Consider the following 13,582-nt stretch of genomic DNA (forward strand, 5'->3'; position numbering starts at 1 on the left):
TATCGTGGCCGTCGATCCTACCAGCGGCCGGCAAGTTCAGACGACTTCCCCTAAGGACAATATCGCTCGGTGGAGTTTCGCGTAATCTCAGCTGCGACGAGTTGCTTGAGCAGCCGCGCTTGGTTGCCGCTTCGGTCACCAGCGCAAAACCTAGGAAGGAGCATGACAATGAACCGTATTGCGACTTTTTCTATGATTGCCAGCCTCTCCGCCCTGAGCTTCGTTGGAATCGTGCACGGTCAAGGTGCCGCAATGGACTGGCCCAAAGAGATTGAGCAAACTGTGCGCAGCTACAGCGGCGACAAGATCAATGTCGTCGATGTAAGCACACTTGCGGAGCAGAACCAAACGCGCATGTGGGTCGAGCATGCCACGCCGGAACAACGTGCGGCGCTGCTCGAGGCGGTCAAAGCGAACAAGTCCTTGGCTGAAAAGCTGAAGGCGCAGAACGTCGAGATGGACAACATTGGCGGCGCTGAACAGGCGACCGACGGCGGGCTGACGATATACGTTCGCTAACCCTCCCCGGGGTCAGTAAAGCGGGGTGCGGGACACCGATGGTACTCGCGCCGCATCCCGCTCCATCCGCGAGCATACCGCGGCAGGCGTTCGGTACTCGTTACCGTTATGGGACGCCCCACGCACCAAACCTCCCCCACCCCATCATTTCCCGCAAGCCAAGCTTGCCGACGATCCGGCGGGCTGCCTTCGGCCCAAAGTCGAACGCCTTGGTGGGCCATACCGCCCGTGACCAGCGGCATGGCCATGACCAACTCAATCAGTTCCGGCCGCATCGACGAGGTGCGTCGGCCGGTCAGCTTCCGCTCCATCATCTGCCGTGCCAACGCCAGCCGGTCACTTCGAAGCGCTTCGTGCTCGCGTCACTGAACGGCCCGCCAACGCATCTCCGTTCATCGCACCAACCAGCCGCCATCAACTGGGAGGACCGCGCCGTGCATATAGCTGGATGCCGGCGCGAGCAGGAAAACGGCAGCATCGCCGATATCCTCGGGGATGCCCCAGCGGCCAGCAGGAATGCGATCGATGATCGCAGCGCTGCGATCGGCGTCCGCGCGAAGCGCCTCGGTGTTGTTGGACACGATGTAGCCAGGGGCGATCGCATCGACGTTGATACCCTGGCTTGCCCATTCGTTGGCAAGGATACGGGTGATGCCCAGCACCCCGTGCTTTGACGCCGTGTAGGAGGCGACACGAATACCGCCCTGGAAGGACAGCAGAGAGCCAATGTTGACGATTCGCCCTGCCCGCTCGTAGGCAAGGCGGGCATAGGCCTGGCTCAGGACAAAGGTTGCCTTCAGGTTCAGGTCGATCACCTGATCCCAGTCGGCCTCGGAGAGTTCGACCGAGGCGGCCAGGCGGATGATCCCGGCATTGTTGACCAGTCCGTCCAGCGGGCCGCATTTCTCCCAGACGCGATCGATCAACGTTTTGACCGCCTCACCATCGACGAGATCGCAGGCAAACGACACAACCCTGCCGCCCGCTGCTTCGACCTTTTCGACCGTCTCCGCCATGGACGAGCGCCCGACCGCGACCACCTCGCCGCCGGGCCGGCCGATCGAAACTGCAATACCTTGGCCTATCCCGGTGTTGGCGCCGGTGACCAGCACACGCCTTCCCACCCGACTGAAGGCGGAAGGGTCGCTCATCGCAGCACCTCCATCGGCACCGGGTCGACGTCGGTGTAATCGACATTGTCGCACCTGCCGAAACAGGCGCGCAGAAACCCAACGTGTTGGGATTATTCCTCGATATCGACCTTGTCGAATCGATGCGAACCCAAGGGTTCCATCACGTAGTTCTTCACCTTTTTCGACATCGGCAGCACAACGGTGGAATGAGCAATCGGAACCCAAGGTGCCTGGTCGCTGATCATGGCCTGCGCTTCTTCGTACAGTTTCGTCCGCTCGCTCTGATCCTCGCTGGTACGCGCCTTCTGGAAGATCTCGTCGAGCGGCTTGTCGCACCAGTTGGCATTGTTGCTCCCGCCGACGCCGGAGCAGCTGAAAAAGTAGCTGAGCAAGTTGTCCGGATCGCCATTGTCGCTCGTGCCGCCGAGGATGACGGCGCCGTCGCGCGCTTCGTCGCGCACCTTCTTCAGGTACTCGCCCCATTCATAGGAAACGATCTCGACACCGATGCCGACCTTGGCAAGGTCCGCCTGCATCAGCTCGGCCGCGCGGCGGGCATTCGGCATATACGGACGGCTGACGGGCATCGCCCAGATTTTCATCTTCAGATCTTTGACGCCAGCTCCGTCGAGAAGCTTCTTTGCCGCTTCCGGATCGTAGCTGTAGCCCTCGATGCTGCCGTTATAGCCCCACATCGTCGGCGGCAGGACGCTTTTGGCGACCTGGCCCATGCCCTGATAGACGGAATCAACGATCGCTTTACGGTCGATAGCCATGTTGATAGCGCGGCGCACCTCCAGCTTGTCGAACGGCGCGACCAAGGTGTTCATCGCGAGATAGGAGACGTTGAGACCCGGTTGTTCCAATACCGTCAGGTCCGGATTTGCCTTCAGCCCGTCAACATCGGCCGGCGCCGGGTACGGCGCGATATGGCATTCCCCCGCCTGAAGTTTCTGCATGCGTGTCGTCGGGTCGGTGGTGATCGCGAAGATGAGATTGTCGATCTCCGGCGCGCCCGCCCAATAGTCTGCATTGGCTGCAAAGCGGATCGCCGCATCTTGCTGGTAGTCGACAAAGCGGAACGGCCCGGTGCCGACAGGCTTGCGGTCGAGGTCCTCGCGCCGTCCCTCAGCCGCCAGCTTGTCGGCATACTCTTTCGACATAATCGAGCCGAAGTTCAGGGCAAGCTTCGCCGGAAGCGATGCATCCGGTTGCTTCAGCACGAACTTGACGGTCATTTCATCGACCTTGACGATGTCCTTGATGACCGTTGGCATGTCCATCGCGTTGAACATCTCCCAGTTCGCACCAGGAAAGTAGCTGTTCCACGGGTCGTCCTTGTCCAACTGGCGAATGTAGGTGAAGAGCACGTCGTCGGCGTTGAAGTCCCGTGTCGGGGTGAAATCATCCGTCGACTGGAACTTCACGCCTTCCCGCAGTTTCAGCGTGTATTCGGAATTGTCCTCGGAAATGGTCCAGCTTTCGGCAAGGCCCGGAACGACGTTGGTGGTGCCGGGCTCGAATTCAGTGAGACGATCGTAGATCGTCTCGGCCGAAGCATCCCACGTGCTGTTGGCCGAGTAGAGCGCTGCGTCGAACCCCTCTGGCGCGCCCTCCGAGCAATAGACGAGCGTCTTCGCCATGGCAGGCGTCAGCGCCACGCCAGAAAGCATGGTTGCTGCAAACAGGGAAACAAGGGTTTTGCGCGTCCGCGCGAATTTCAAAGTCATTGGCGTGTCCTCCCTTGGGAATGGAATGCGAATGCCCGGCGGATGGCTCGCCGGCTGAGGTCAATCGGCTTTGCCGGCCGTCGTGCCGAGGCCACGGCCGGGCGCCCAGACCGGATCCGGAGCGGTCCAAAGCACGTCGTTGCGGATCAGCTTCACCAACTCGTTCGCCTGCAGGTCGAGGAAGCGTTCACCCTTTTCGGCGGTTGCGCTGCGAGGATCGCCCCAGGTGCCGGTGACCGGCGCCCGCTCGGCGAAGGAATAGAAGCGCGACACGTCCGCCGGCACGTCAACGGGATGCTGCTGGTTGCCGAAGGCCTGACCGAACATCTCGGTCTTTACAGCATCCGGAACGATCGCCAGCATGACCGACGCTTCGCCTTCGCAGGCATGGTGCGCACCGGTGTCGACCTCGAAGATCTTGCTGGCCTCCTCTGGTGCCAGCATCCACGGCGTCGTGGCGACGATCGGCATGGCGAACTCGACCGTCAGTTCGCGCACGGCAACCGCGAGCGGGTCCATGTTGCCGCCGTGACCGTTGACGATGAACAGCCGCGCGAAACCGAGCGTCTTCAGCGATCGGACGATGCAGCGAATGACGCGGCTCAGTGTATCGTAGTCGAGCGTGATGGTGCCGCCGAAAGGCAGATGGTGCTCGCTCATGCCGAGCCACAGGCCGGGAAGAACGGCGACCGGGATGTCATCGGCCACGAGACGGGCGGCACGGATGGCCGCGGCCGATGCGCTGGCGGTGTCGGTAATGACAGGCAGGTGCGGCCCATGCTGTTCCAGCGAACCGATCGGCAGAACGGCAAGCGCGCCCGGTTTTCCGGCGAGTTCACGCAGGCTGGGTGCGGTCATGCGCGCCCATTCGACTTCCTTCTTCATCTTAGGCCTCTTTCATCAGAACAAATTCATTTCGGCTCGTAGCCGCGTGGACTGCCGCACGCGCGACGGCGTCCGCCGACATGGGGAAAGATTCGGAAGCGGCAGCTGACCGGGGGCACCGATCGGCATTGATCAGGTCAAAGTAGTCTCCGGCGGCGTAGGTCGCGCTTCGTTCGAGTGCAGCGGTGCGATCCGCTCCAAATATGCACAGTCGGAAATATCAATCAAATTATTTCCTATAAGAAAATTATCTTTCTTAAAATATCGGAACAGCGCATCAAATGACATGGAGCGGCCACGCCGCCAGCCGTGTCAACGGCCGGCGGAGCGTGTCTATAACGCTCGTCTGCGCCTCACCCCTGCGCCAGATGGCACCTTGCCCTGCGTGCGCCCTCGCCGAGGTGCTGGAGAACCTGCGGCGCCTCGCAGCCGGCGGCCGCCTTGCCGCAGCGTTCCTTGTAGAAGCAACCGGCTGGCAGTTTTCGGTTGTTTGGAAGCTCGGCGGTCCGCACGTCGGCAATGGTCGGCAAGGGACTTGCGAAACTCGGAGCCGCGGCCAGCAGCGTTTGGGTGTATGGGTGCCGAGGGTCGCCCAGGACCTCTTCGGCCGGGCCTGATTCAACGATCTGGCCGAGATACATCACCGCGACATCGTCGCAGAAGTGGCGCACGAGTGCGACATCGTGCGAGATCATGAGGTAGGCGAGCCCCCGCTCCCGCTGCAGTTTCAGAAGCAGGTTGATGATCTGCGCCTGCACCGACACATCGAGCGCTGATGTGGGCTCGTCCAGGACCATGAGGTCGGGATCCGTGCTGATGGCGCGGGCGATTGCGATGCGTTGTCGCTGTCCGCCTGAAAACTCGTGTGGCAGACGATCGAGATGTTCCGGCCTAAGACCGACGGCGGTCGCCAGTTGTTCAGCCTTCGCATGCAGCTCGGCGTTGCTATGCCCGCCGCGAATATGCAGCGGTTCGCTGATGAGCCGCCACACCGGTAGGCGCCGATCGAGCGAGGATTGCGGATCTTGGAAAACGATCTGCATCTTCTGCCGCAGCTGGCGCCTCTCTCTCCCCTGCGCTGCCTGAAAATCCTGACCGTCGATCGCCACCCTGCCCTGCTCGTATCGCGCAAGCCCGATGATTGCCTGGGCGAACGTACTCTTGCCGCAACCGGACTCGCCGACAATGCCGAGGCTTCTGCCGGCACGAACTCTAAGGGTGACGCCGTTGACGGCGTGCACATGCGAGGTGGGGCGCCCGAGCCAGTTGCGGGACGCCGGGAAGCGGACATGGAGATCGGAAACCTCCAGAACCGGCCGCGCCATCGTTTCAACGCCTGCCGTCATTGGCGGCTCCCTTGCTCTGATAGTACTGGCGCGACACCGCGCCGCCAGCACGCCACCTGTTGGCTATCGGCCCCGGCCAACTGCGGAGACTGGGATCGACAGAGATCAACCGCTTCCTTGCATCGCGGCTGGAAATAGCAGCCCGCCGGTGGATGCAGGAGATTAGGCACCGCACCGGGGATCGCTTCGAGCTCCTGTTTCGGCGCCACCCGCTCCGGCAGACAGCGCAATAGCGCCTGGGTATAGGGATGCTGCGGCGCCTCGAGCACGGTGCGGGTCGCACCATGCTCAACGATCCGTCCGGCATACATCACGTAGAGCCGGTCGCAGAGCTGCGACACGACGGCGACGTTGTGCGAGATGAAGATCACCGATGTGCCGGTGCGGCGCGCACGGTTCTGGATCAGCCGTAGGATCACGGCCTGGACAGTGACATCGAGCGCGGTCGTCGGCTCGTCGGCGATGATGAGGCCGGGATTGCAGGAGAACGCCATGGCGATCAGCACGCGTTGCCGCATGCCGCCGGAGAGTTCGAACGGATAGAGCTTCATCACCCGCTCGGGCTCGCCGATCAGCATGTCGGCAAGAATATCCCGCGCAATGCGCCGGGCATCCGGCAAGCTTGTCTCCTCGTGGCGCATGATGACGTCAGTCAGTTGCTTGCCGATGCGGATCGTCGGGTTCAGCGCGTTCATCGGCTCTTGAAAGATGGTCGAGAACACCTTGCCGCGCACATCCTGCAGCTGGCTGTCGTCCATGGCGAGGGTGCTATGGCCAAAGAGCGTGACCGAGCCGCTGGTGATCCTGTAGCGACCCCTGGGCAGCAGCCCAGTGGCGGCCATGGTCGTTACCGATTTGCCGCAGCCGGACTCGCCGACGATCCCGACGATCTCGGCCTTTCCGATATTGATCGACACGTTGTCGAGCGCCTTGATCGCGCCGCTGAAGGTTGGAAACTCCAGCGACAGATTGTGAATGGCCAGCGCCTGGCCGCGTCGTTCTGCCGTGCCTGTCATCATCTGCCCCTCAAGCGCGGGTCGAGCATATCGCGGATGCCGTCGCCAACGAGATTGCATCCCATCGCCGTGATCAGAATGGCAAGACCCGGGAAGGTCGCGTACCACCACTGATCGAGCATGTAGCTGCGGCCGCTGCTGACCAGCGCGCCCCATTCGGAGGTGGGCGGCTGGGCACCGAGGCCGATGAAACTGAGGGCGGCTGCGATCAGCACGACGCCGCCAAGATCGAGCGTCGCCTGCACGATGATCGGCGACATCGCGTTCGGCAGGATATGCCAGCGGAGAATGTAGAACGGCGAAGCGCCGAAGGTGCGCGACGCCTTCACGAAGACCTGCTCGCGCAAGGAAAGCGTTTGACCGCGGGCCAGGCGCACATAGGCGGGAATACGTACGATCGCCACGGCCAGCATGGAGTTGAACAGGCTCGGGCCAAGGGCTGCGGCCAGCGCCATGGCCAGCACCAGCGCCGGCAGAGCAAGGACGACATCCATGAGCCGCATGATGGCGGTATCGACCCGTCCGCCGACCACGCCGGAAAAACAGCCGATCAGCACCCCGACCGACATCGAAATCAGGACGATCATGAAGGCGGCGCCGCAGGACGCCCTCGCCCCATAGATCACGCGTGAGAACAGGTCGCGGCCAACCTCGTCCGTGCCGAACCAATGCGCGGCACTTGGCGGCAACAGGCGCGCCGTCAGGGAAACCTTGTCCGGATTGTACGGCGCGATCACCGGTGCAGCGATGATCATGATGAGAACGAGCAGAATGATGGCAGCGCCAACCAGGGTCAGCGGGCTGCGGCGGCTCAGGTACCACAGATAGTGCAGCCGCTCGGAGATGGACTTGGTCCTGCGGGCTGCGGTAGTCGACGCAGCAGGTTCTGTCGGCATGACGGCGGACATGATCAGACCTCCCTGATCTGCGGGTCGGCGAGCATGTAGGCGAGATCGACCAGGAGGTTGATCAGCACATAGCCGATGGATGCGACGATCGTGAAACCCATGATGGCGGGAAAATCGAGCGTCTGAATGGAGGTCACGACATAGGTGCCCATGCCGGGCCAGGCGAAGATCGTCTCGGTAAGCACTGCTCCATAGAGAAGGTCGCCAAGCGCCAGTCCCAACAGGGTGATCGAAGGGATCAGCGCGTTTCTGAGAGCGTAGTTGAAGACGATCATGCCCTTGCGCAGGCCGCTGGCGCGGGCGGTGCGGATATAATCTTCCTGCAGCACATCCAGCATCGAGGCGCGGATCTGGCGGGTGATCACGCCCATATTGGCGAAGGCCAACACAAAGCCCGGCAGGATGATGTGGTAGACGGCGCTGCGAAAGGCATCGAAGCGGCCTTGCAGCAGAGAGTCGATCAGCAGGAATCCGGTGATGCGTTCTGGTGCAACGATGCCCATGGCCAGGCGCCCGCTGCCAGGCAGTATCTGGAACTTGGCGTAGAAGAGGTAGATCAGGATCAGGCCGAACCAGAACACCGGCATCGAGATGCCGCAGACGGAGACCGTCCGCGCGATCTGGTCGATCGGGCCGTCCTTGTAGACGGCCGACAGCACGCCGAGTGGTACGCCCAGACAGATCGCGATGAAGAGCGCGACCGTTCCGAGTTCCAGTGTTGCGGGCAAGAAGGTGCGAATATCGGCTGCAACCGGGCGGTTGGTCCGCAAGGACGTTCCCAGATCGCCCTGCAGGAGATTGCCGATATAGATGGTGAATTGTTCGACGACCGGGCGATCCAGACCCAGGTTGCGCCTGACGTTCTCAAGCGTTTCGGCGCTTGCCCTATCGCCCGCAATCATGCGCGCGGGATCTCCCGGAATGAGGTGAGAGATCGTGAAGGTGATGACCGCGACCCCGAGCACCACAAAAAGCAGCAATATCAGACGCGGAATGATGATGCGGGTGATTGCCATGGACGGTAGCCCTTCCGGCACGAAAACCTAGCTTGGGAAACGTTGAAACCCTGCCGCCATGGCCGCTAAGGCCGGCGGCAGGTGTTCTGTGGAATGAGGCCCGTTAAGGCGACAGGATCGCTTCAATCCGGCTCCCTCACTCCGTCTTCGACATCGTTCCGAAGTTGTAAACCTGGATCAGCATGGGATTGTAGACATAGCCCTTCACCGCCGTGCGGCGGGCGAAGATGTCATTCTTTTCCATGATGTAGAGATAGGGCGCGTCCTCAGTCGAAAGCTTCTGCGCCTCGATGTAGAGAGCCTTGCGCTTGTCCTCGTCGACGATCGATCCCGCCTCACGCACGAGATCGGTCACCTGCTTGTTGCTGTAGAAGGAACGGTTGCCCGGACCACCCATTTTGTCGGCATCGAACCAGTAGTTCATGAACATGTAGGGGTCGGCAAAGTCAGGCGTCCAGGCACCGGGAGCCATATCGAATTTGCCGTTGGCCACCAGTTCGCGTTTGGTCGTGTCGGCGACCGCCTGCAGATCGAGCTTGATGCCGATTTCAGCCAGTGACGCCTGCAGCGCCAGCCCGACCGGCTCCCAGGCAGGGTCCGCCTGAGAGAAGGTATAGGTCAGGTGAATATCGCTCTTGCCGGAGTCGGCAAGCAGAGCCTTGGCCTTCTCAATGTCGTATGTGTACTGGAAGCCCTGCGGGTCGTGTCCCCACATGCCGCTCGGCACCGCGCCGCGCATTTGCTTGGCCTGGCCGAGCATGATGCCGTCGATGATGCCTTGATAGTCGACCGCATAGGAAATCGCCTTGCGAACCTTGGCGTCGTCGAGCGGCGGCTGGCGGTTGTTCATGTAGATGTAGTTCACATACATACTGGGATTGCTCTCGACCACGACGGAAGCGTCCTTTTGCAGCGCCTCCGCCTGATCGAGCGGGATCTGTTCGATGATGTCGGCATCGCCGTTGATCAACTGAAGGCGGCGGGCCGACACGTCGCCGACGATGCGAATGACGACCTGTTTCAGCGCCGGCTCAGTGCCTGCGTAGTGTTCGTTGCGGTCGAGCACGATGCTCTGGTTGCGCTCCCAGGAGGCGATACGGTAGGGCCCGCTGCCGGCGGAGTGCTCGGCAAGCCAGGCCTTCGCCATATCGCCGTCCGTTTCATGCTCCATCACCTTGGGATTGATGATCGCTGCCCCGGAGACGGCGAGCGTCGAGATGAACGGCGCGAACGGCGCCGTCAGATGAAATCTGACAGTCTGCGGATCGACGACCTCGACCTCCTTCAGCACCGGGAACGCGTCGGACGGTCCGGCCTTCAGCTTCATCAGCCGGTCGAAGCTGAATTTGACGGCGGCGGCGTCGACTGGTGAACCGTCATCGAACTTGTGGCCGCTGGCGAGCTTGAAGGTCCACACGAGGCCGGCATCGTCGGCGGTCCAGCTTTCAGCCAGTTCGGGCCCGACCTCCGTTGAGCCGCCCTTGTAGGCGACGAGCCTTTCATAGGCGGCATAAATCAGTGTGTAGCCGCTGTTGCTGATTTCAACTCCAGGATCGGCGGTCGGCGGATCTTCCGCTCGCGCCATCACCAGCACGTCCTGCGCTGCGATCGCGCCGGAAAGAGGCGTCGATGCCAGAAGCAATGCAACGCCGATCGATTTCCACTTGGAACCGTTCATCTCGTAGTCCTCCCCAGAACTGCGGCGCACGATGCCCTCCCGGCACCAACCGCAGCACTAGAGTAGGAGACGATTTTCCTAAGTGCAATATTTTTTCTTATCGTATTTGTTTTTTATCTTCGTTTAACTTTTGAGCTTGATCGTCTGTGCGTTCGCCAGTGTGGAGACCAGCTCGGTTTCGGGGGTCGAGCAAACGCACAGGATTTGCGCAGGTTCTTCGCTGACGCTGAGATAGGCGTGACCCATTATCGCGTCGAAGTAGCAGGAATCGCCCTTCTTGAGCCGCAAAGGCGCATAGATCTCGGTGTGAAGTTCCAGTTCCCCTTCGAGAACGTAGAAGAACTCCTCGCCCTTGTGCCGGATAAGCGGCCCAAACTCCTCAAGTGTGCGTGCCCGGGCTACCGCCACGATCGGAACCATCGACTTCTTAGAAATCTCCGTGCAAACATAGAGATAGTCGTAGTTCTGCGTGATGATCGCCCGCCCGTCGCCGGACTTGGTGTAGGTGCGCCGCCCCAGCATGTTGGGGGCTTCCTCAGCGCCCGCCATGGTCCCGAAAAGCTCGACGATGTCGACCTTCAGGCCCTGGGCGAGCTGGATCAGCCGGTCGTAAGTGAGCTGCATCTGGTTGTTTTCGACCTTGGAAAGGGTCGAGACCGCAAGCCCGGTCATGGAACTCACCTCTGCCAACGTCCAGCGATTGCGGTTGCGAATCTCCTTCAGGATATCGCCGAGGCTGGATTTCGCATCGGTCATCGTTGGCGTCTCCAATTTGCCTGCAGCCGTTCCGGACCGCGTGCCGATCTCGGCTCAGCCCGCGACGCGGCAGAATCCGACTGGCATTATAGGAAAACCATTTCCTATAATACGTGGCCGAAATCAACATTGCCCTCGAAGGCAATGCGTGCCGGCGACACCCTGCCCGCGATCGTCTTCGGATCGATACCGCCCTTGCCCTACCCCTCGAATGGGTTGGCGACCCTGGGCCAATAGGGCCGCTTCAGCTTGGTAAAGGCCAGTTCCTCGAAGGAGGGCTGCAGGGCACCGGGCGCGCTGATGTAGAGAATTTCGCGCGCGATCGGTTCGAAGCCTGCGCGGAAGTGGTTACTGGATTTCACCACGACGATCTTCTTTTTCGCGGGGTCCAGGCCCAGCGCGCTCATGCATTCCGGGTGGAAGGTTTGGGTGCGCACGGTGTTCAGCACGATGTCGACGCTGCCGGCACTGACCCATACGGCGTCACCGATGCCAAGCGGCGTCGGACCGAAGCGCTGGGTAATGCCCGAAGCTATGCGCCTGACCGTCACCGTCAAATCGAGCGGATCGCCAGAAGCCGGCCCAACCTTGCCGCCGATCCTGAGCGCCAATGTCGCCCCCTCTCCCGCCTCGCGGCACATGCGCACCGCAATCGGGTCCCAATAGAGGCAGGTTGCCACGTCTTCGATGCCGCGCTCGATGATGCGGCTGAGGATGAATGTCGAGTCTCCAGGCGCCCCACCGCCTGCATTGTCGGAGACGTCGGCCAGCACGACCGGTCCGCTCTTCGCCGCGACGGCCCGATCCAGCGCCGCGTCGATACCGAGATAGTCCCCCCGCATCTCTTCGCGCGCATCGAATATCTCCCGGCCGAAGGACCGAGCGGTGTGGGCCGCCTTTTCCGGGTCATTGTCGGTCACGACCAGCATCTTGGCGCCGACATCCTCGACGTCGCCCCAGGGGAAGCCGTGGCCGAAGGAGACCGACAGCACGCCATCCTGCCCCTCCATCGCCTTCATGCGGTCGACAATGCCGCGCAACGGTGCGCGATGCGGGTGGAAGGTGTTGATCATGCGGCAGTCATAAACGCCCATGGCCGGTCGCACTTCGCCGGCGAGCGTCCGCTCCACCAGCCGGAACAACTGGCCGGCAACCTCCTCGATGTCCGTATGCGGATATTCCTTGTAGGTGGCGATCATGGTCGCATTGGCGAGCATGCGGTCGGTGATATGGCAATGCAGATCAAGTTCGGCGGCGACCGGCACATTCGGCCCGACCAGGCCGCGCACATGCTCGAGCAGATCCCCCTCGACATCGTCATAGCCTTCGGCGACGCAGGCGCCGTGCAGGGCAAGCATGACGGCATCGACCGGCATGGCCGCCTTGAGGTCGCCAAGGATGGTGGCGCGGAAGCTCTCATAGACCGCCCGCGTGGTCCTGCCGCCTGGCTCGGCCACGGCGCACAGGCTCTCCACCACGCACCAGGCCTTTTCTTGAGCGGACTTGCGCCAGACAGACATCTGCGACGAGCAGCAGTTGAGCGGCCTGCTGGTGGCATCGCCGTAGGCGATCAGGTTTTCCCGGAAGGCCTCTAGGCCCGTCTGCATCGGCGAAAATGTGTTGGTCTCGGTGTCCAGCCCAGCGATGAACAGTTTCATTTTTACCTCTCGCCTATCAAGAAAGATATTTTCTAATCATAAAACTATGTTTATCGTCGGAAAGTCAAATGCATTATCCGCGTCCATGACGCGGCTGACTGGGGAGGCAGGAATGCGCGTCTATATTTCCGCTGATATCGAAGGGATCGTCGGGGTCGTGAGCCGCGACCAGCTGATGCCCGAAGGTTTCGAATATGAGAACGCCCGCGGCTGGATGACGGACACAGTGGTCCATGCCTGCGAGGCTGCGCATGAGGAAGGTGTAGAGGAAGTCATCCTCAGCGATTCTCACGGGAATGGCGAGAGCATCTTGATCGACCGCCTGCCCGACTATGTGCAGATCGTCCGCAGTTGGCCGCGACCGCTGATGATGATGCAGGGCGTCGAGCTCGGGTCCTTCGTCGGCGCCATGCTTCTCGGCTATCACGCCGGCGCAAGTCATATCGGAGGCGTGCTGTCGCACACGATCGGCGGCACAGCTTTTGCCGAAGTGCGGATCAACGGCGTTGTCATGCCTGAGGCTGGCATCAACGCCGCCATCGCCGGGCATTTTGGCGTGCCGGTGCTGCTCGCCTCGGGCGACAATGTGGCATTGGACGAGATAAGCCAGGTCATCGGAGACATCGTTGCGGTACCGGTGAAGCAGGTCTACAGCACGCAATCGGCGATTACGCTCACACCGGCCGTCGGACATCGACGCATCCGCGAGGGCGTCAAGAAGGCATTGTCCAGGGCGGCTTCGGCAAAGCCGTTCAAGCTGGAAAACCCGACGCTGGAGATCGTGTTCCGAAATCGCCTGCCGGCCGAGTACCTTTCCTACCTCAAGGGCGTCGAGCGCACCGATGGTTACACGATCCGGTACCAGGGTGACGACATGGTCGACGTCTCGCGCTTCATCCAATTCGTGGTCGGCTACAATTCGCGCCTGACTTTCTGA

At 61.5% G+C, this 13,582-nt stretch carries 12 protein-coding genes and 1 pseudogene; 2 read left to right on the forward strand and 11 right to left on the reverse strand.

All coding sequences use genetic code 11. The features are described 5' to 3' along the window. Positions 1-168 precede the first annotated feature (168 nt). Positions 169-519, forward strand: coding sequence for a hypothetical protein (locus ACTJKM_RS33465; RefSeq protein ID WP_058328599.1), 351 nt, complete (start codon positions 169-171; stop codon positions 517-519). 106 nt (positions 520-625) lie between these two features. On the opposite strand, the pseudogene ACTJKM_RS33470 reads toward ACTJKM_RS33465, so the two are convergent. The 11 genes and pseudogenes from ACTJKM_RS33470 to ACTJKM_RS33520 form a co-directional block, all read right to left on the reverse strand. Beyond that, a pseudogene (locus ACTJKM_RS33470) lies at positions 626-857 on the reverse strand (helix-turn-helix domain-containing protein); the annotation flags it as partial. Positions 858-911: 54 nt separating this feature from the next. Continuing rightward, entirely contained in the window at positions 912-1,670 is a 759-nt protein-coding gene (kduD, locus tag ACTJKM_RS33475) for a 2-dehydro-3-deoxy-D-gluconate 5-dehydrogenase KduD (protein ID WP_440661753.1), read from the reverse strand. A 92-nt stretch (positions 1,671-1,762) separates the two neighbouring features. Continuing rightward, on the reverse strand, positions 1,763-3,382 hold the full coding sequence (locus tag ACTJKM_RS33480) for an ABC transporter substrate-binding protein (RefSeq protein WP_440661755.1): 1,620 nt from the start codon (positions 3,380-3,382) through the stop codon (positions 1,763-1,765). Between the two features lie 60 nt (positions 3,383-3,442). Beyond that, positions 3,443-4,267 (reverse strand): creatininase family protein, encoded by an 825-nt coding sequence (locus ACTJKM_RS33485; protein WP_113514060.1) that lies wholly within the window; start codon positions 4,265-4,267, stop codon positions 3,443-3,445. Between the two features lie 353 nt (positions 4,268-4,620). Next, entirely contained in the window at positions 4,621-5,613 is a 993-nt protein-coding gene (locus ACTJKM_RS33490; RefSeq protein ID WP_440661757.1) for an oligopeptide/dipeptide ABC transporter ATP-binding protein, read from the reverse strand. Beyond that, the gene (locus ACTJKM_RS33495; RefSeq protein ID WP_440661759.1) at positions 5,610-6,629 is read right to left on the reverse strand and encodes an ABC transporter ATP-binding protein; all 1,020 of its coding nucleotides are present in this window, start codon (positions 6,627-6,629) and stop codon (positions 5,610-5,612) included. Before ACTJKM_RS33495 ends, ACTJKM_RS33490 begins: the two co-directional genes overlap by 4 nt. Then, positions 6,629-7,537 (reverse strand): D,D-dipeptide ABC transporter permease, encoded by a 909-nt coding sequence (gene ddpC / locus ACTJKM_RS33500; protein ID WP_058327868.1) that lies wholly within the window; start codon positions 7,535-7,537, stop codon positions 6,629-6,631. Before ddpC ends, ACTJKM_RS33495 begins: the two co-directional genes overlap by 1 nt. Positions 7,538-7,539: 2 nt before the next feature. Further along, positions 7,540-8,553, reverse strand: a complete 1,014-nt coding sequence (locus tag ACTJKM_RS33505; RefSeq protein WP_058324297.1) for an ABC transporter permease — start codon at positions 8,551-8,553, stop codon at positions 7,540-7,542. A 136-nt stretch (positions 8,554-8,689) separates the two neighbouring features. Beyond that, positions 8,690-10,261, reverse strand: coding sequence for an ABC transporter substrate-binding protein (locus tag ACTJKM_RS33510; RefSeq protein ID WP_440661761.1), 1,572 nt, complete (start codon positions 10,259-10,261; stop codon positions 8,690-8,692). A gap of 93 nt (positions 10,262-10,354) precedes the next feature. Continuing rightward, positions 10,355-10,987: an XRE family transcriptional regulator gene (locus ACTJKM_RS33515; protein WP_113514052.1), complete on the reverse strand. Its 633-nt coding sequence runs from the start codon at positions 10,985-10,987 to the stop codon at positions 10,355-10,357. 200 nt (positions 10,988-11,187) lie between these two features. Beyond that, positions 11,188-12,645, reverse strand: a complete 1,458-nt coding sequence (locus tag ACTJKM_RS33520; RefSeq protein WP_440661764.1) for a M81 family metallopeptidase — start codon at positions 12,643-12,645, stop codon at positions 11,188-11,190. Between the two features lie 112 nt (positions 12,646-12,757). On the opposite strand from ACTJKM_RS33520, the gene ACTJKM_RS33525 reads away from it, so the two are divergent. Beyond that, entirely contained in the window at positions 12,758-13,582 is an 825-nt protein-coding gene (locus tag ACTJKM_RS33525; RefSeq protein ID WP_440639501.1) for a M55 family metallopeptidase, read from the forward strand.

The organism is Ensifer sp. 22460, assembly GCF_052044935.1.
In the GTDB taxonomy this organism is placed as follows: Bacteria; Pseudomonadota; Alphaproteobacteria; order Rhizobiales; family Rhizobiaceae; genus Ensifer.